This window comes from Nonomuraea candida (assembly GCF_000725485.1).
Classification (GTDB): domain Bacteria; phylum Actinomycetota; class Actinomycetes; order Streptosporangiales; family Streptosporangiaceae; genus Nonomuraea; species Nonomuraea candida.
This window is the reverse complement of the sequence record NZ_JOAG01000013.1, coordinates 18,972-36,352: the sequence shown is the minus strand read 5'-3', so window position 1 is coordinate 36,352 and position 17,381 is coordinate 18,972. Positions and strand designations below refer to the sequence as shown.

The following is a 17,381-nucleotide window of genomic DNA, read 5'->3' as shown; positions in this document are numbered from 1 at the left end:
GCGCATTTCGTACGGGCCGCGCGCCGCCCCCTGTGTTGACGGGGCGGCGCGGGGCTCCACGCGTCAGCGGTAGCGGGCCTGGCCGGTGCCGGGCACGACCTCACCCATCACCCACGACTCCAGCCCGCGCCCGGCCAGCAGCCGGATGGCCGCGTCGGCCGCGTCGGCGGGCACCACGGCCGCCATCCCGACCCCGAGGTTGAACGTGCGGTCCATGTCGCGCTGGGCGATGCGCCCGTGCCCGGCGAGCACCCCGAAGATCGCCGGAGGCGTCCACGAGGAGCGGTCGAGCAGCGCGTCGAGGTGGCCGGGCAGCGAGCGGGACAGATTGCCCTCGATGCCGCCGCCGGTGATGTGCGCGTAGGCGTGCACCTCGACCGACCTGGCCAGCTCCAGGCAGTGCAGCGAGTAGACGCGCGTGGGCTCCAGCAGCTCCTCGCCCAGTGGCCGGCCCAGCTCGGGCAGGACGGCGTCGAGCGACAGGTCGTTCTCGCGCAGCACGTGACGCACCAGCGAGTAGCCGTTGGAGTGCACCCCGGACGAGGCCAGGCCCAGCACGACGTCGCCGGCCACCACCCGCTCGGGCCCGAGCATGGCGTCGGCCTCCACCACGCCGGTGCCGGCGCCCGCCAGGTCGTATTCGTCGGGGCCCATCGCCCCCGGGTGCTCGGCCGTCTCGCCGCCCACCAGCGCGGCGCCGGCCTGGCGGCAGCCTTCGGCCACGCCGCCCACGATCTCGGCGATGCGCTCGGGCATCACCTTGCCGCAGGCGATGTAGTCGGTCATGAACAGCGGCTCGGCCCCGCAGACGACCAGGTCGTCGAGGACCATGCCGACCAGGTCGATGCCGATCGTGTCGTGCTTGCCGTACCGCTGGGCGATCATGACCTTGGTGCCCACGCCGTCGGTGGAGGTCGCCAGCAGCGGACGCCGGTAGCGCAGCAGGGCCGAGGCGTCGAACAGGCCCGCGAAGCCGCTGGCGTCGTCCACCACCTCGGGCCGCCGGGACCGCGCCACCTTGTCCTTCATCAGGCTGACGGCGCGCTCCCCGGCCTCGATGTCGACGCCGGCGGCTTCGTACGTGCTCACGCTTTGCTCTCCAAAACGAACTTGCCCACGTTGTCCTGGTCGATCGGGATGGGGTAGGTGCCGTCGAAGCACGCCCTGCACAACCGTTCGGCGGGGATCGTGGTGGCCTTGGTCAGGCCCTCCAGCGAGATGTAGCCCAGCGAGTCGGCCCCGAGCGAGGCGCGGATCTCCTCGACCGACAGCGAGCCCGCGATCAGCTCCGCCCTGGTGGCGAAGTCGATGCCGTAGAAGCACGGCCACTTCACGGGCGGGGAGGAGATGCGGACGTGCACCTCGCGCGCCCCCGCCTCGCGCAACATCTTGACGATGGCGCGCTGGGTGTTGCCGCGCACGATCGAGTCGTCCACGACCACCAGCCGCTTGCCCTCCACGACCTCGCGCAGCGGGTTGAGCTTGAGCCGGATGCCGAGCTGGCGGATGGTCTGCGAGGGCTGGATGAACGTGCGGCCCACGTAGGAGTTCTTCACCAGGCCCTGGCCGTAGGGGATGCCGCTCTCCTCGGCGTAGCCCACGGCGGCCGGGGTGCCCGACTCGGGCGTGGGGATGACCAGGTCGGCCTCGACCGGGTGCTCGCGGGCCAGCACGCGGCCGACCTCGACCCGGGTGACCTGGACGCCGCGCCCGGCGATGGTGGTGTCGGGGCGGGCGAGATAGACGTACTCGAACAGGCAGCCCTTCGGCTCCGCCAGCGCGAAGCGGCGGGACCTGACGCCCTGCTCGTCGATCGTGATCAGCTCGCCCGGCTCGACCTCGCGGACGAACGTGGCGCCCACGATGTCGAGCGCCGCGGTCTCGGAGGCCACCACCCAGCCGCGCTCCAGCCGGCCCAGGACCAGCGGGCGGATGCCCTGCGGGTCGCGGGCGGCGTAGAGGGTGGTCTCGTCCATGAAGACCAGCGTGTAGGCGCCCTTGACCTGCGGGAGCAGCTCGGCGGCCGCGTCTTCCACGGAACGCGTGCGGTCCTGCGCGAGCAGCGAGGTCAGCACCTCGGTGTCGGTGGTGGCGCGGATGGAGCCCGGGGCCAGGCGCTGGGCCAGCTCCGGGGTGTTGATGAGGTTGCCGTTGTGGGCCAGCGCGAGGCCGCCCACCTCGGTGGAGCTCAGCGTGGGCTGCGCGTTCTCCCACACGCTGGATCCGGTGGTGGAGTAGCGGCAGTGGCCGATGGCCAGGTGGCCGCGCAGGGTGCTGAGCACCGCCTCGTCGAAGACCTGGGAGACCAGGCCCATGTCCTTGTAGACGAGAATGCGGCTGCCCTCGCTGACCGCGATGCCCGCGGACTCCTGGCCGCGGTGCTGCAACGCGTACAGCCCGTAGTAGGTGAGTTTGGAAACTTCCTCGCCCGGAGCCCAGACGCCGAAGACACCGCAGGCGTCTTTAGGTGCGCGGTCGTGGGGGTCCAGGTCATGGCCGAGCCGGCCGTCGCCCTTCAGCACATGCCTCAGTTTAGGTCGGCCGCTTCCGTGCTCGCACACCCGGGTACGGGATCGGGGGCGCCGGGCTGACCAGGCCGCATGCGATCCGCTGCGGATGATCTTCGGGCCGGTGCCCGGCGCGCCGGGCCGGCGGGGCGGGCGCGGCCGGTCCTGGACGGGTCCGGTATGGGCTCATCTCGGCCTTCGCCTGCCGCTTTGGCGCATGGTGACCCAAGGATGAGCCCCCTCTTACCGTGTCGCGTGGTTTAGCCGACGCCTTCCGCGAAAGGGTGAAGTATCCGGCATGCAGACCGTCGGGAGACGCAGACGTGACCACACCTGGGGACCCCAGCGAGCCCCGCGAGGGGCAGGACCCGCGCCACGGCCGCCCGCAGGAAGGGCAGCCTGAGAGCGCGCCGCCGCAGCACGAGCCCGACTGGTGGAGCGAGGGCGCGCTGCCGGAGGACGAGCGCCCGCCGGAACCGCCCCCGTCCGGGACCGCTCCGGAGCCGGGCCCTTATGAGAGCGGGCCCACGGGCGGGGACGAGACCCCGGAGGCCCCGGAGCGCGGGCCGGGGGTTCCTGAGCCCGGACCCGGGGTTCCCGAGCGGGGGCCCGGGATCGAGGAGCCGATCGCGCCCAGGCCGCCCGTGGTGCCGCGGCCCGACGTGCCCCCGACGCACGAGCCGCGCCCGGCAGGTGAGCCCGCGCACCCCGACCTGCCCACCTCCCCAGAGACCCCGCGACCCGCGGAGGGCGGCCCGGGAGGCCGCACGGAACGCCGCACTGGCAGTGCCGGGGAGAGCGGCGCAGAGGGCGGCAGGCCGGGCGATGCCGAGGGAGGTGGCAGGCCGGGCGACGCCGAGGGCGGCAGGGGGAGTGACGCCGAGGCGACGCAGGTGTACCCGATCCCCGGCGCGACCCCCGCCTATCCGGGCTGGGGAGGGACGCCCCAGGAGGAGCCGCAGGTCAGGCAGCCGTCACGGTACGAGCCGCCCGAGCCGGGGGAGCAGCCGTACTTCGCGCCGCCGAGTGCGCCCTGGCAGGAGGGCAGTCCCGGCCGGCCGCCGCAGGGCGGCCAGGCGGGCGCGCCTCCTCCGGGGAGCGCGCCGCCGCCCGGGAACCAGGCGTACCAGGGCGAGCCCCCGGACCAGGAGCAGGACCAGGACCAGACGGTGCCGGGCACGACGCCCTCCAGCCCGTACGGCGGCCCGCCCGGCTACCCGCCGCCCCCGCCCCCCGGCGCCCCCTACGGCGACTACGGCCAGTACGGCCAGCCCAGCCAGTACGGCCAACCGGGTCAGTACGGCCAGCCCGGCCAGTACGGTCAATACGGCCAGTACCAGCAGCCCCAGCCCGGCAGCGGCCTGGCCACGGCCTCGCTCGTCCTCGGCGTGGCCAGCCCCTTCCTCGTCTTCGTCTGTTTCACCGGCCTGATCACCGCCATCCTGTCGATCGTCTTCGGCTGGGTGGCGCTGGCCAAGCACGCGGGCAAGGGCCGGGCCATCGCCGGCATCGTGATCAGCGTGCTGTCGCTGGTGCTCTTCGCGATCGTGGCCATCTGGTTCTGGAACGTGGTCCAGGAGTGCGCCCAGCTCCCCGGCCAGCTCGCCGACCGCTGCTTCGAGTCGAAGTTTCCCTGGATGAGCGGCACCCGCTGAAGAGACTCCGCCGGGTGAGCGGCGCCCGCTAGAGCGGCAGATGGGCCGACAGGTCGGCGCGGGCGCCGCTGGCCGACACCGAGCCCTTGGCCACGGCCTCCTCCCACGTCAGCCGCCCCAGCGCGAGCTCGATCCAGGTGCGCCCGTCCATCTCGACGACGTTGGGCGGCGTGCCACGGGTGTGGCGCGGCCCGGCGACGGCCTGCACGGCGGCGTACGGCGGCACGCGCACCTCGACCGTCCGCCCCGGCGCCGCGGTCGCCAGCTTGTCGAGCAGGTGGCGCACCGCCATCCTGGCCGCGTCGCGCTCCGGCCGCAGCCCGCGGTCGTAGGCGGCCAGCACGGCCGCCACGAGCGCGTCGGGCAGCGCCGCCGCGGGCCCGTCGAAGGGGGGTTCGTCGAGGGCCACGAGCTGCCCGTCGAGAGCCGCTCTCAGCTTTTCCCGGTCCATCTTGCGTGGTGCCACCTCACCATTGTCTCCCGGCGAGCGTTCATCGAGACGGAGGTCGTCGTTCACCTGAGGTTTCGACGGTGACCGTAACGTCCCCGCCGTACAACCGCGCACATTTATGGAGGACCTGTGGCAAACCCCCACGCGGGACGGCGGATGTTGCCGCTGCTTTCCACCCCGCACAAAGGCGGCCGTTCCGCGTTGACCTGTCAGTTCCGCTGCGGCAACGCGTGCGCGCATGACGTGGCCAACACCGCCGACAACGCCTACTTCGGCGACGTGGTGAAGGACGCACTGTCCCGGCGTGGCATGCTGCGCGCGGGCGCGCTCGGCGCGATCGTGGTGGGCACGGGCGTGGCGGGCGCGGTGCCGGCCCTGGCCGACGAGCCCGAGGCGGCCGCCGCCCGGCACGGTTGGCACGGTGGCGGCGACAGCGGCATCCGCTTCACCGCCGTGCAGCCGAACACGGATGACGCGCTGACCATCCCGGACGGCTACCAGTCCTCCGTGGTCGTGCGCTGGGGCGACCCGGTGCTGCCCGACGCGCCGGAGTTCGACTTCGAGAACCAGACCGCCGACGCCCAGAACAAGCAGTTCGGCTACAACTGCGACTTCGTGACGGTCTTCCCGATGGGCCGCAGCCGCGCGCTGATGTGGGTCAACCACGAGTACTCCGACGAGAGCCTGATGTTCCGCGGTTACACCGGCGGCGCGGCGGCGACCGAGGAGCAGATCAAGATCGGGCTGGCCGCGCACGGCGGCTCGGTCGTGGAGATCGAGCGGGCCGGCGACACCGGCGAGTGGAAGCTGGTCACCCGGGGCCGCCGCCGCTACAACCGCCGCATCACCGCTCAGACGAAGATGCGGTTCAGCGGCCCCGCCGCCGGCAGCGACCTGCTGAAGACGGCCGCCGACCCGAGGGGCACCACGCCCATCGGCATGCTGAACAACTGCGCGGGCGGCACCACCCCGTGGGGCACGGTGCTGACCGCCGAGGAGAACTTCAACCAGTACTTCGTCAACGGCGACAAGGTGCCCGAGGCGCAGAAGCCGTACATCTCGCGTTACTCGATCACCACCGGCACCCCCTCCTCCAGCCGCCGGTTCGACCGCGTGGAGGAGCGCTTCGACCTGGCCAAGCACCCGAACGAGGTCAACAGGTTCGGGTGGATCGTGGAGATCGACCCGTTCGACCCCGACTCGACGCCGATCAAGCGCACCGCGCTCGGCCGCTTCGCCCACGAGGCCGCCACCACGACGCTGGCCCGCGACGGCCGCCTGGTCGTCTACATGGGTGACGACTCGCGCTTCGAGTACATCTACAAGTTCGTCTCCAAGGACCGCTACATCCCCGGCTTCGACCGCCACAACCGGGCGCTGCTGGACGAGGGCACCCTGTACGTGGCCAGGTTCACCGGCGACAGCCCGGCCGCCGAGCTCGACGGCTCCGGCAAGCTGCCCGCCGACGGCGAGTTCGACGGCTCGGGCGAGTGGATCCCGCTGGTGTCGGGCGACCGGTCGTACGTGGCGGGCATGTCGGCCGCGGAGGTGCTCGTCTACACCCGTACGGCCGCCGACAAGGTGGGCGCCACGAAGATGGACCGCCCCGAGGACGTGGAGCGCAACCCGGTCACCGGCGGCGTCTACGTGGCGCTGACCAACAACAGCAACCGCACCGCGGCCCAGGTGGACGAGGCCAACCCGCGCCCGTCGAACAAGCACGGCCACATCCTGGAGATCGTGGAGCGGCGCAACGACGCGGGCGCGCGGACGTTCGCCTGGTCGCTGCCGCTGGTCTGCGGTGACCCGAACGACCCCGCCACCTACTTCGCCGGCTTCGACAAGTCCAAGGTCTCGCCGATCTCCTGCCCGGACAACGTGACGTTCGACAAGGACGGCAACCTGTGGATCTCCACGGACGGCAACGCCCTGGGGAAGAACGACGGCCTGTTCGTGATGCCGGTCAGGGGCAAGGAGCGCGGCTACGTGCGCCAGTTCCTCACCGTGCCGGTCGGCGCCGAGACCTGCGGCCCGCTCGTCTCCGACGACCAGCGCAGCGTCTTCGTGGCGGTGCAGCACCCGGGTGAGACGGACGACGCCAGCCCGGAGACCCCCAGCAGCCACTGGCCCGACGGCGGCGGCAGCCAGCCGCGCCCGTCGGTGGCCGTGGTCTGGCACGCCAGGGGCAAGAAGATCGGGGCTTGACCTCGACTTAACTTGAGGTCGTAACGTCCATGCCATGAGCATGGAGATGACCGCCTGGCACCAGCTGTACTCGATGAACAACCGACCGGAGCGTCGCTCTGTCTCCAGGGCGACGCTCCGGCGCATCGCCGGCTTCGCCCGCCCCCACCGCCGCAAGCTGACGTTGTTCCTGCTGCTCAGCGTGGTGCTGTCGGGCCTGGCAGTGGGCGCGCCGCTGCTGGCCGGCCGGGTGGTCGACGCCATCTTCAACGCCGAGCCGCTCGGCGTGGTGGTCACGGTGGCGCTGCTGATCGCCGGGCTGGCGGTCGCGGAGGCCGGGCTCGGGCTGGTGAACCGGTGGCTGTCGGCGAGCCTGGGCGAGGACCTGATCCTCGACCTGCGCACGGCCGTCTTCGACCACGTGCAGCGGATGCCGGTCGCGTTCTTCATGCGCACCCGCACCGGCGCGCTGGTCAGCCGGCTGAACAACGACGTGATCGGGGCGCAGCGGGCCTTCACCGACACGTTGTCCGGCGTGGTGGGCAACATCGTGACCCTCCTGCTCACGCTCGTCGCCATGATCGGCATCTCCTGGCAGATCACGCTGCTGGCGCTGCTGCTCCTGCCCGTGTTCATCCTGCCCGCGCGGCGGATGGGCACCAGGATCGCCCGCCTGCGGCGCGAGGCGGCCGACCACAACGCGGCCATGGGCACGCAGATGACCGAGCGGTTCTCGGCGCCCGGCGCGACGCTGGTCAAGCTGTTCGGCCGGCCCGACCGCGAGTCGGCCGAGTTCGCCGCCAGGGCCCGCCGGGTGCGCGACATCGGGGTGCGCTCGGCCATGACCCAGTCGGCCTTCGTCACCGCGCTGACGCTGGTGTCGGCGCTGGCGCTGGCCCTGGTGTACGGGCTCGGCGGCTTCTACGCCCTGGCCGGCCAGCTCGCCCCCGGCGCGCTGGTGTCGATGGCCATGCTGCTCACCCGCCTGTACGCGCCCCTGACCGCCCTGGCCAGCGCCCGCGTGGACGTGATGAGCGCGGTCGTCAGCTTCGAGCGCGTCTTCGAGGTGCTCGACCTCAAGCCGCTCATCCAGGACAAGCCGGACGCCCGCGAGGTGCCGGAGGGCCCGGTGTCGGTCGAGTTCGACGACGTGCGCTTCGCCTACCCCTCGCCCGACAAGGTCTCGCTGGCCTCGCTGGAGGAGGTGGCCGCGCTCGACACGCGCGGCGGCGTCGAGGTGCTGCACGGCGTGTCGTTCCGGGCCGAGCCGGGGCAGATGGTGGCGCTGGTCGGCTCCTCGGGCGCGGGCAAGTCCACGATCGCCCAGCTCCTGCCCCGGCTCTACGACGTCGACTCGGGCGCCGTACGGCTCGGCGGGGTGGACGTGCGCGACCTGAGCGCCGCCTCGATCCGCGACACGCTCGGCATGGTCACCCAGGACGGCCACCTCTTCCACGACACCATCCGCGCCAACCTGCTGCTGGCCAGGCCGGAGGCGGGCGAGGCGGAGATCTGGGACGCGCTCACCCGCGCCCGCCTGGCCCCGCTCATCGAGTCGCTGCCCGACGGGCTCGACACCGTGGTGGGCGAGCGCGGCTACCGGCTGTCGGGCGGCGAGCGCCAGCGCCTGACCATCGCCCGGCTGCTGCTGGCCAGGCCGCGCGTGGTGATCCTCGACGAGGCCACGGCGGCGCTCGACTCCACCTCCGAGGCGGCCGTGCAGGCGGCGCTGGGCGAGGCGCTGGCCGGCCGGACCGCCGTGGTGATCGCGCACCGGCTGTCCACGGTCCGCGCCGCCGACCTGATCCTGGTGGTCGAGGACGGGCGGGTGGTCGAGCGGGGCACGCACGCCGAGTTGCTCGCCGCCGGCGGGCGCTACGAGGAGCTGTACCGCACTCAGTTCGAGGACCCCACGGTGGCGGGGGCGGCGGCCTGAGGCTCGTCAGGGGTGGCGGGCCGGGAGCGCAGCGCGTAGAGCGCGACCGGGATCCCCGCCACCACCACGACCGCCGCGACGACGAGCGTGAACTGGTAGGCGTCGAGGAAGGCGGCCGGCTGGGGCAGGCCGCTGCCGCTCTGCCTGCCGGTGCACGGGCAGGCCATGCCCGGATACGAGGAACGGGTCAGGCTCAAGCGGGCAGGCCTGCAGGCGCTGCCGCAGGAGCGTTATCCACACCTTGTGGAAATGGCGGGCCCGCTGGCCGGGGCGATGGCCCCGGAACTGTACGACACGTTCGGAGTCGATCTCGTGCTCGCGGGCATAGAAGCCCTGGCCGGCAGGCGTTAGAGTCCCGGACATGCCCTTTGAGCTGATCTGCGAGATCGAACCGCCCACCAGACCCGATCTGAAGCACGTCAGGCACCAGATCGGCACCCTGAGCAAGATCGCCCATGCCTTCCTCATCCCCGACAACCACATCGGCCGCGCGACCGTGTCCAGCGTGGCCGTCGCCCACGAGGTCGAGGCGATGGGCGGGCGCGGCATCGCCTGCCTCAACTCGCGCGACCGCAACCTGCTGGGCTTCCGGCGCGACCTGCTGACGGCGGCGGCGTACGGCGTGGACCAGTTCCTGTTCGTCTACGGCGACAAGCCCACGAGCGGCAACCGGACGAGCGACCTGACCGTGCGGTCGATGATCGAGGAGGCGCGGGCCTTCTCGCCGGGCTTCCGCCTGGGCGCGGCCGCCGCGCTGCGGCCGTTGCCGGCCTGGAAGCGCACGGCCGACCTCCTGTTCTCCCAGGTGAGCTTCTCGGTCGAGGCCCAGCTCAGATGGCGGGAGGCGCACCCGGTGGAGGTGCCCGTCTACGCCGGCGTGATGGTCCTGGCCAGCGCCAACCACGCCCGCCTGCTGTCCAGCGCGATCCCCGACATCGCCCTGCCCGAGGAGCTGGTCGACAAGGTGGCGGCCGACCGCATGGCGGGGGTGGAGGCGGCCTGCGAGCAGGTGCTCGCGCTGCGCGACTCCGGGGCCTTCGCGGGCGTGCACCTGGTGCCCGTCTCCCGCTACCGCGACGTCGAGGCCCGCCTGGCCGGCGCTTTCTGACACCCGCCTTCTCTGACACCCGCCTTCTGGCGCCCGCTCTCCGACACTCGCTTTCTGGCGCCCGCCTGCCGGGCTACCGCGGCGCCGGGTCCCGCCCGGCCGCGGCCCGCCCCGGCCGGGCCAGGGCCGCCAGCACCGCGCCCAGCAGCGCCACCCCGAACAGCACCGCGTACGCCACCCGGAACCCGTCCATGAGCTGCCCCACCGCCACCGGTGACAGCCTGGACAGGGTTCCCGCGTACACCTGGGCCCGCAGCTCGGGCCCCACCGAGGCGGTCAGGACGCTGAGCGACAGGCCGACGCTGATCACGATGCCGACGTTCATCACCATGACGCGGAACCCGTTGACCACTCCCAGGCTGCCGCTCGGCAGCGCCCCCATGACCTGCGTGGTGTTCCCGGTCAGGAACGTCCCGCTGCCGCACCCCGCCACGAACAGCCCGATCCCGATCACCCAGTACGGCGTCGCCGGATCGGCCGTCAGCAGCAGCGTGCCGAGCCCGGCCGCGCTCAGCACCGCGCCCCCGATCGACAGCGCGTACGGCGACACGCGGCGCCCCAGCATGCCCACCAGGGGCGAGGCCAGCCCGATCCCGACCGGCACGGGCAGCACGCTGAGCCCGGCGGCGAACGCGTCCACCCCCCTGGCCGCCTGGAAGTACAGCGCCACCACGAGGATCAGCGCCGAGCGGGCCAGCGCGTTGCAGAACGAGGCCAGGTTCGCGCAGGCCAGCAGCCGCCCCCCGAACAGCCGCAGGTCCAGCACCGGGTTGGGGGCGCGCCGCTCGGCCAGGTAGATCAGCGGCACCAGCACCGCGAACACGCCGACCCCGGTCAGCACCACGGGGCTGAACGGCCCGCTCGTCCCCGCCGACGACAGCGCCAGCAGCAGCGCCGACAGCGCCGCGAACACCAGCACGTTGCCCAGCGCGTCCACCGGCTCCCTGGGCTGCCTGGGCATCTTGCGCAGGATCGCCGCGCCGACGCCGAGCGCCACCAGCCCGGCCGGCACGTTCACCCAGAAGATCCACTGCCAGCCGGCCGTCTCCGCGATCAGGCCGCCCAGCGTGGGGCCCAGGAGCTGGGCCACCGAGAGCGTGCCGATGTAGACGCCCATGCCCTGGCTGAGCCGGTCGGGCGGGAACGCGTCGGTGATGATCACGGTCCCGTTCGCCAGGATCATCGCGGCGCCGACGGCCTGGAGCACGCGCATCGCGATCAGGAACCAGACGTCGGGCGACAGCCCGGCCAGCAGCGAGGCCAGCGTGAACAGGGCGAAGCCCGCCAGGTAGACCTCACGCCTGCCGAGCAGGTCGGCCACCCGGCCGAAGAACACCAGGCTGGCGGTGTTGACCAGCAGGAACGACAGCAGGATCCAGCTCGACCCCGTCGCGTCGGCGTGGAAGTGCCGCACCACCGTGGGCAGCGCCACGTTGAGCGTGCTGCCGGCGATGCCGATGAGGATGAGGCCCAGGCTGGTGACCGCGCACACTCGCCAGGCGTAGCGGAGGCGGGCGTCGTCTTGGGGGGTGACCGCGACCATGCCTCTCACTATGACGTACGACGTACGTCCGTTTTGTACCAGGGGTCACATGGCGCACGACGCCATAAGACGGGACGGGGTCACCTGGCCCGCTTGCGCAGCCCTTCGAGGTCGTGGATCACCACGCGCCGCCGCCCGGTCTCGATCAGCCCCCGGTCGCGCAGCGAGCGCAGCGCCTTGCTGACGGCCTCGCGGGAGGCGCCGGTCCAGCCCGCCAGCTCGTCCTGCGACAGCGGCAGTGCCACGCGCACCCCGCTGGTGGTCTGCTCGCCGTACCGGTCGGCCAGCTCCAGCAGCCGGGTGGCGACCCGGCCGGTGGTGTCGAAGGCGCCGTACTCGATGCGCTTCCTGTCGGCGTCGCGCAGCTTGCCGCTGACGAGCCTCATGAGCAGGACGGCGATGCGCCCGTGCGTCTCCAGGAAGGAGGTGAAGTCACGCACCACGATGCCGGAGATCGGCTCCAGCGCGGTCACCGTGGTCGAGCGGGGCGAGCCGTCGATGGCCGACAGCTCGCCGAGCAGCGCGCCCGGGCCGCGGACGGCCAGCACCACCTCGGTGCCGCCGCTGGTGTGGGAGGAGCACTTGACCCGCCCCTCCAGCAGCACGAGCACCCAGTCGGACGTGTCGCCCTCGGTCATGATGGTCGTGCCCCGGTCCCAGCGCCGCAGCCGGCCGGCCGAGCGCAGGTCCTCGACCTCCTCGGCGTTCAGCATGGTGAGGAACTCTCCGGGCTCTGGGTCCATGCGCCCGATTATGTCGGTACGGGCACCGGCCTTCTATGTCATTTCCGTCAGAACGTACGCCGCCACCCGCTCCTCCTTGCCCTTGAGGCTGAGCGGTCCCAGAGCCCGCACCTTCGCGCCCCCGCCCAGCTGCCGGTAGGTCGTCTCGCCGATCACCACCGTGCCCGGCTCGGCCAGGGTCTGGAGCCGGGCGGCCACGTTCACGGCGTCGCCCATCGCGTTGAAGCCGCGCAGCTCGGGGCTGCCGATGTTGCCCACCAGCGCGGGCCCGGTGTTGACGCCCACCCGGAACGTCGGCCACTCGACGCCGTCGACCTTCCAGGCCATCTCCTCGGCGATCTCGGCCGCGGCCCGCTGCATCTCCAGCGCCGCCGTGCAGGCCGCCCGCGCGTGCCCGGCCTGGTTGGCGGGGGCGTTGAACAGCGCCAGCAGCGCGTCGCCGACGAACTGCACGATCGTGCCGCCGTTGTCGAGGATGCGGGGCACGGCGGCCGTGTGATAGCGGTTGAGCATCTCCACGATCTCGCCCGGCGCGACCTTCTCGGAGAACGTGGTGAAGCCCTTGAGGTCGGCGAAGAGCGCCGTCAGCTCCTTGAGCCGGCCGCCCAGCTCCGCCTGCGCCGGGTCGGCGAGCAGCGCGTGCGCCACGTCGGGCGACATGTACTGGTGGAAGAGGGTGTGCAGCTCCTGGTAGAGGCGGGCGTTCTCCAGCGAGAGCGAGAGCTGCCCGGCCAGCGTCGCGGCCAGCGCCTCGTCCTGGCTGGTGCGCCCGATCGGCACCTCCAGCACGCCCGCCAGGTTGCCCTTGACGGTCAGCGGGAAGGCCAGGAGCCGGTCGCGCCTGATCGGGTCGCCGCCGGTGAACTCGTAGTGCCGCGAGCCGATCTGCGTCTTCCCCTCCGAGACCAGCGCGATCTTGACGTCCCCGTACGCCTGCCGCACCCGCTCCAGCGACACCGTCAGCAACTGCTCCTCCGGCAGCCCCACCTTGGTCTGGGCGCTCACCGCCACCAGCGCGGCCAGCCGTTCCGACAGCTCCCGCTCCTGGGCCAGCGCCTGCCCGGCCCGGTCGAGCACCGCGGCCTGCCCCTCGTTGAGCCGGAACTTGCCCGACAGCCGGGTGGCGGCCAGCGGCTCGCCCCGGCGTACGTGCTCGACCATCTCCTCCAGCGCCTCGTCGTAGTCGCGCCTGATGCGCGCCACGGTCTCCGCCAGCGCCACCGAGTCGAACAGGCCCGCGCTCGACCCCTCCCGCCGGAACTGCAGGTAGGCGCTGTAGGCCACGAAGACGAAGGCCAGGGTCAGCAGGATGTGCCACTCCCACCAGGACAGGTGCCAGTTGAGCTGGGACATCCCGGCGACCATGGACTCGGCCAGCAGCGCGTAGGCGGTGATGAGGCTGATCAGCATGGCCGACGGCCGCCGCCGGTGCAGCAGGAACATCATCACGCTCGCCGCGGCGTACAGCAGCAGGCCGGGCACCGACCCCCACGCCAGCCAGCCCATCGGCGAGACCTGCGGCGGCTCGCTGAGCTGCGTCAGGCCGGGCACGAGTGATGTGACGCCCCACAGCAGCATGATCCCGGCCAGCGCGGCGCGGACGAAGTGCTGCGACGCCAGCACCGCCCTGGCGGCCCTGTCGTCCAGCGGCAGCGCCGAGGCGAAGGCGAACAGCGCCGCGATCGACAGCCCCACCTGCTGGCCGATGTCGAAGCCCACGGAGCCGGCGGGCAGGATGATCCGCGGCGTGGCCAGGCCGTGCAGCAGGAAGAACCCGGCGCTGCTCAGGAAGACCATGGAGACCAGGAACAGCCGGGCGTCCTGCCGCCGCCGTGACGCCTCGCTGATGAGCGCGCCGAGCACCACGTTGACGCCGGCCACCAGCAGGATCAGCCAGAAATGGCTGGCGTTGTGCTGCCAGAAGACGTTGAGGTCGGGCTGGGCCAGCAGCAGCCAGAGCCCGAGCAGGGGAAGGGCCAGATGGACGGCCCAGACCACGCCGCGCACGGGCTGCGTCGCCTTGGGCAGGTAAGGGGTGGGACCGGGGGTGGGCACAGACCGATTATCACGCGGGACGCCACGTCTCCAACGCGTCCTTTTACTCACCGGCGCGACGGACAACGGGCCGGCCGGAAAAGGGCCGGCACGGAGATTTCCGTGCCGGCCCTTTCGCCGACGAAGCTCAGCCGAACGGCGTGAGTTCGGCTGAACGGCGCGAGATCGGCTGATCCCGTGCGGGATCAGCCGGATCGCGCGGGATCAGCCGAACAGCGCGGGAAGCGCCGCCGTGTGGGTCTCCCGCAGGTCCTCGACGGAGACCTCGAAGACGTCGCGGACGACCAGCGACGACCCGCCGGTCATCCCGAGCCCGTAGCAGGGCACGTCGTGGCGCCCGCACAGCGAGGCGAACTCGTCGTAGGACTCGGGCCGCACGACGACCAGCGCCCGCGAGGCGGACTCGCTGAACAGGTCGGTGAACGGGTCGCCGGTCAGCTCGACCGTCGCGCCGACGCCATGCGCCAGGCACGACTCAGCCAGCGCGATGGCCAGCCCGCCGTCGGAGAGGTCGTGCGAGCCCTCCAGCAGCCCCCTGCGGGCCGCCTCGACCAGCACGGTGGCCAGCGCCCGCTCGGCCTCCAGGTCGGCCCGGGGCGGCAGCCCGCCCAGGTGGTGGTGCTCGACGTGGGCCCACTCGGAGCCGCCGAACTCCTCGGCGGTGTCGCCGAGCAGCACGACCCGCAGCCCGTCGGCGACGAAGCCCGACGGCACCCGCCTGGCCACGTCGTCGATGACGCCCAGCACGCCCACGACGGGCGTCGGGTGGATGGCCGTGGAGCCGGTCTGGTTGTAGAAGGAGACGTTGCCGCCGGTGACCGGCACGCCGAGCGTGCGGCACGCGTCGGCCAGGCCGCGCACGGCCTCGGCGAACTGCCACATGACCTCGGGGTCCTCGGGGGAGCCGAAGTTGAGGCAGTTGGTGACGGCCAGCGGCTGCGCGCCGGTCACGGCCACGTTGCGGTAGGCCTCGGCGAGCGCGAGCTGCGCCCCGGCGTACGGGTCGAGCTTGGCGTAGCGGCCGTTGCCGTCGGTGGACAGCGCGATGCCGCGCGTCGTCGGCTCGGCGCCCTCCATCACCTCCGACACGCGCAGCACGCCCGCGTCGGCCGGCTGGGCCAGCACGGTGTTGGAGCGCACGTAGCGGTCGTACTGGTTGGTCACCCACTCCTTGGAGGCCAGGTTGGGCGAGCCGAGCAGCTTGAGCAGGGTGGCCCGCAGGTCTTCCGGCCGGGCCAGCCGGTCGGGCGTGTCGGCGTTGAGCGCGGCCTGCCCGGCGGGCTCGTGGAAGGGCCGCTCGTAGACCGGGCCCTCGTCGGCGGCGGTGCCCGGCGGGATGTCCACGATGACCTCGCCGTCCCAGGTCATGACCAGGCGGCCGGTGTCGGTGACCTCGCCGATGACGGTGGCGGGCACGTCCCACTTCTCGCAGATGGCCATGAACGCGGGGATGTCGTCGGGGCGGACGACGGCCATCATCCGCTCCTGCGACTCGCTCATGAGGATCTCCCCGGGCCTGAGCGAGGGGTCGCGCAGTGGGACCAGGTTGAGGTCCACCTTCATGCCGCCGGTGCCCTTGGCGGCCAGCTCGGTCGTGGCGCAGGAGACGCCGGCCGCGCCGAGGTCCTGGATGCCGACGACCACGTCGGCGGCGTAGAGCTCCAGGCAGCACTCGATGAGCAGCTTCTCCATGAACGGGTCGCCCACCTGCACGGCGGGCCGCTTGGCCTGCGACTCGTCCTCGAACGTGGCGCTGGCCAGCACCGACGCGCCGCCGATGCCGTCGGGGCCGGTGGACGCGCCGAACAGCACGACCTTGTTGCCGGGGCCGGGCGCGGTGGCCAGCTTGATCTGGTCCTTGCGCAGCAGGCCCACGCACAGGGCGTTGACCAGCGGGTTGCCGATGTAGCAGGGGTCGAAGACGACCTCGCCGCCGATGTTGGGCAGGCCCAGGCAGTTGCCGTAGCTGCTGATGCCCTCCACCACGCCGGGCAGCACCCGCCGGGTGTCCACGGCGTCGGCGGCGCCGAAGCGCAGCGCGTCCATGACGGCGATCGGGCGCGCGCCCATGGACATGATGTCGCGCACGATCCCGCCGACGCCGGTGGCCGCGCCCTGGTGCGGCTCGACGTAGGACGGGTGGTTGTGCGACTCGATCTTGAACGTGGCCGCCCAGCCGTCGCCGATGTCGACCACGCCGGCGTTCTCGCCCATGCCCACGAGCAGCGCCTCGGACTTGGGCGCCTTGGTCGCGAACTGCCTCAGGTGCACCTTGGACGATTTGTACGAGCAGTGCTCGGACCACATGACGCTGTAGATGGCCAGCTCGGAGCCGGTCGGACGGCGGCCCAGGATCTCTTTGACCCGGTCGTACTCGTCCTGCTTCATCCCCAGCTCGGCGAAGGGCATCGGCTCGTCGGGGGTCTCCGCCGCCCGCTTCACGCTGTCGGTCATGCGTTCACCAGGTTCTTGAGGACGGAGGCGAAGATGCCGAGGCCGTCGGTGCTCGGGGCGCCGACCAGCTCTTCGACGGCGTGCTCGGGGTGCGGCATGAGGCCGACCACGTTGCCCGCCTCGTTGCGGATGCCGGCGATGTCGTTGAGCGAGCCGTTGGGGTTGCCGACGTAGCGGAACACCACGTGGCCGCCCGCCTCCAGCGCCGCCAGCGTGTCCTCGGAGGCCACGTAGCGGCCCTCGCCGTGCTTGATCGGCAGCACGATCTCCTGGCCCCGCTCGAACGCGCCGGTCCACGCGGTCTCGGTCTGCTCGACCTTGAGCCGCTGGTCACGGCACACGTAGTGGAGCGAGGCGTTGCGGGTCAGCGCGCCGGGCAGCAGGTGCGCCTCGCACAGGATCTGGAACCCGTTGCAGGTGCCGATCACGGGCAGCCCCGCCCTGGCGGCCGGGACCAGGTCGTCCATGAGCGGCGCGAAGCGCGAGATGGCGCCGCAGCGCAGGTAGTCGCCGTAGGAGAAGCCGCCGGGCAGGAAGACGGCGTCGACCCCCTTCAGGTCGCGGTCGGCGTGCCACAACGGGACCGCCTCCGCGCCCACGAGGCGCACGGCTCTGGCCGCGTCCTGGTCGTCGAGAGTTCCTGGAAACGTGACAACGCCCACACGGGCAGCGCTCATGACTGTCGTCCCCTCCGGAGGAATGCGCGCGCCACCGTCCCATCGGGGTGGACGGCGGTCTCACCAGG

The 17,381-nt window shown here is 72.3% G+C and carries 14 protein-coding genes; 5 read left to right on the top strand and 9 right to left on the bottom strand.

The genetic code is table 11. The features are described 5' to 3' along the window. Window positions 1-63: 63 nt before the first annotated feature. Together purM and purF are read right to left on the bottom strand one after the other, a co-directional pair. Window positions 64-1,089, bottom strand: a complete 1,026-nt coding sequence (gene purM, locus IO39_RS13620; protein WP_043621486.1) for a phosphoribosylformylglycinamidine cyclo-ligase — start codon at window positions 1,087-1,089, stop codon at window positions 64-66. After that, window positions 1,086-2,522, bottom strand: a complete 1,437-nt coding sequence (gene purF / locus IO39_RS13615; RefSeq protein WP_043621483.1) for an amidophosphoribosyltransferase — start codon at window positions 2,520-2,522, stop codon at window positions 1,086-1,088. Before purF ends, purM begins: the two co-directional genes overlap by 4 nt. A 308-nt stretch (window positions 2,523-2,830) precedes the next feature. Between purF and IO39_RS54335 the strand changes: the two genes are divergently transcribed. Continuing rightward, entirely contained in the window at window positions 2,831-4,162 is a 1,332-nt protein-coding gene (locus IO39_RS54335; RefSeq protein WP_157548290.1) for a DUF4190 domain-containing protein, read from the top strand. A 28-nt stretch (window positions 4,163-4,190) separates the two neighbouring features. Here IO39_RS54335 and IO39_RS13605 read toward each other — a convergent pair whose 3' ends face one another. Then, the gene (locus tag IO39_RS13605; RefSeq protein ID WP_043621480.1) at window positions 4,191-4,613 is read right to left on the bottom strand and encodes a sterol carrier family protein; all 423 of its coding nucleotides are present in this window, start codon (window positions 4,611-4,613) and stop codon (window positions 4,191-4,193) included. A 156-nt stretch (window positions 4,614-4,769) separates the two neighbouring features. Here IO39_RS13605 and IO39_RS13600 point away from each other — a divergent pair, with 156 nt between their 5' ends. Together IO39_RS13600 and IO39_RS13595 are read left to right on the top strand one after the other, a co-directional pair. Further along, a complete protein-coding gene (locus IO39_RS13600; RefSeq protein WP_043621477.1) occupies window positions 4,770-6,818 on the top strand; it encodes a PhoX family protein in 2,049 nt (682 codons plus the stop codon). Window positions 6,819-6,852: 34 nt separating this feature from the next. Further along, the gene (locus IO39_RS13595) at window positions 6,853-8,733 is read left to right on the top strand and encodes an ABC transporter ATP-binding protein (protein ID WP_043621474.1); all 1,881 of its coding nucleotides are present in this window, start codon (window positions 6,853-6,855) and stop codon (window positions 8,731-8,733) included. Here the strand turns inward: IO39_RS13595 and IO39_RS13590 are convergent. Continuing rightward, on the bottom strand, window positions 8,694-8,900 hold the full coding sequence (locus tag IO39_RS13590; protein WP_043621471.1) for a hypothetical protein: 207 nt from the start codon (window positions 8,898-8,900) through the stop codon (window positions 8,694-8,696). The genes IO39_RS13595 and IO39_RS13590 overlap by 40 nt on opposite strands. Here IO39_RS13590 and IO39_RS54330 point away from each other — a divergent pair. Together IO39_RS54330 and IO39_RS13585 are read left to right on the top strand one after the other, a co-directional pair. Then, entirely contained in the window at window positions 8,899-9,084 is a 186-nt protein-coding gene (locus IO39_RS54330; RefSeq protein WP_157548288.1) for a hypothetical protein, read from the top strand. The two genes, IO39_RS13590 and IO39_RS54330, sit on opposite strands and share 2 nt — an antisense overlap. Window positions 9,085-9,094: 10 nt before the next feature. Beyond that, window positions 9,095-9,841 carry a methylenetetrahydrofolate reductase gene (locus IO39_RS13585; protein WP_043621468.1) on the top strand — a complete coding sequence of 249 codons (747 nt, stop codon included), beginning with the start codon at window positions 9,095-9,097 and terminating at the stop codon, window positions 9,839-9,841. A gap of 73 nt (window positions 9,842-9,914) precedes the next feature. Here the strand turns inward: IO39_RS13585 and IO39_RS13580 are convergent, their stop codons facing one another. The 5 genes from IO39_RS13580 to purQ form a co-directional block, all read right to left on the bottom strand. After that, window positions 9,915-11,384, bottom strand: a complete 1,470-nt coding sequence (locus tag IO39_RS13580) for an MFS transporter (RefSeq protein ID WP_052422845.1) — start codon at window positions 11,382-11,384, stop codon at window positions 9,915-9,917. Window positions 11,385-11,464: 80 nt separating this feature from the next. Continuing rightward, entirely contained in the window at window positions 11,465-12,127 is a 663-nt protein-coding gene (locus IO39_RS13575; RefSeq protein WP_043621465.1) for a Crp/Fnr family transcriptional regulator, read from the bottom strand. A 33-nt stretch (window positions 12,128-12,160) separates the two neighbouring features. After that, window positions 12,161-14,182, bottom strand: coding sequence for an adenylate/guanylate cyclase domain-containing protein (locus IO39_RS13570; RefSeq protein ID WP_052422844.1), 2,022 nt, complete (start codon window positions 14,180-14,182; stop codon window positions 12,161-12,163). Between the two features lie 204 nt (window positions 14,183-14,386). After that, on the bottom strand, window positions 14,387-16,636 hold the full coding sequence (purL, locus tag IO39_RS13565) for a phosphoribosylformylglycinamidine synthase subunit PurL (protein WP_043621462.1): 2,250 nt from the start codon (window positions 16,634-16,636) through the stop codon (window positions 14,387-14,389). Further along, window positions 16,633-17,313: a phosphoribosylformylglycinamidine synthase subunit PurQ gene (gene purQ, locus IO39_RS13560; RefSeq protein ID WP_043621459.1), complete on the bottom strand. Its 681-nt coding sequence runs from the start codon at window positions 17,311-17,313 to the stop codon at window positions 16,633-16,635. Before purQ ends, purL begins: the two co-directional genes overlap by 4 nt. Window positions 17,314-17,381 lie beyond the last annotated feature (68 nt).